This is a genomic window from Paenibacillus sp. 01T422, from assembly GCF_056398785.1.
In genome coordinates this window covers 1-913 of sequence record NZ_JBFTQB010001423.1, presented here as the reverse complement: position 1 = coordinate 913, position 913 = coordinate 1, and the positions used below count along the sequence as shown (strand labels likewise).

General features: G+C 34.6%; 1 protein-coding gene and 1 pseudogene. Both read right to left on the bottom strand.

Annotated elements, in window-relative coordinates:
* A pseudogene (locus AC1DUA_RS39255) lies at window positions 1–517 on the bottom strand (hypothetical protein); the annotation flags it as partial.
* Between the two features lie 16 nt (window positions 518–533).
* Window positions 534–913: hypothetical protein (locus AC1DUA_RS39250; RefSeq protein ID WP_477504827.1), on the bottom strand; the 380-nt coding region annotated here is incomplete at its 5' end.

Here is a 913-nt window from a genome sequence, read left to right as displayed (position 1 = left end):
TTTCAGGATGAAGCAATTCATTCACGCCACCAATAGGAAGATAGGTTCCGTTATAGTCAGGAGAACTATTATTAACGTCGTCAAACTTACTTTTAGCAGGAGCAACAAAATCATCTATTTTACCTTTATTATCTTTTATTTGTACTTTAACTCCATCATTTACAGCTTCTTCAAATAAACTTGGTGTTCTACTGTCAGGCGTGTGCTTTACATGAAACCGACCAGGCTGTTCTACGGTTATATCTGTTAAAGACACTTCTCCTGTTTGCTCGAGTTTTGTTGAAATTTGACCTTCTAAAGCGACATAATTGCTATTTGTATTAAGTCCCTTGTTTCTAAGTACAGGAATTCCTGCAAATTGGTCTTTTGTTTTTTCTATAGGTTGAACCGCGCTCGGATCAGATAGATTTGAAGCTTGAGCGTGTTCTATTAAATTACTTTTTAATGTAATCGATGAGGATACTCCAATTATTCCTGCTGCGATAATCGTAAAAATAATATATTTTTTCATTTTCATGTACACCTCTTTTTCATTAGTTAGTAACATACGCTGCTTCGTCCCAACCTACCACAAGACTAGTGCTTACATCCTGAGTTCTTATCTTAATAGTGCTACTTTGAGAAGAACTACCAGGAATATAATAACTTCCTAAATTATACCATACATTGCTGTAAAGGTTTTGATTTACAGATACCTGAGTAAAGCTATATCCATATGTAAGAATGTAACTAACTGATGCAGAAGAATTACAACTTGGTATATATGCTTGGTATTGAAAACTACTATCTTGGTTATAAGGTACATTCTGATTAGCCCATTGACCATAATAATAGAAAAGTGAGGTACCCGTCCCGCTTTTATAACGCATGTTAGAATTATATCCACAGGATGTTGATTGAGGTAAAACTGTAA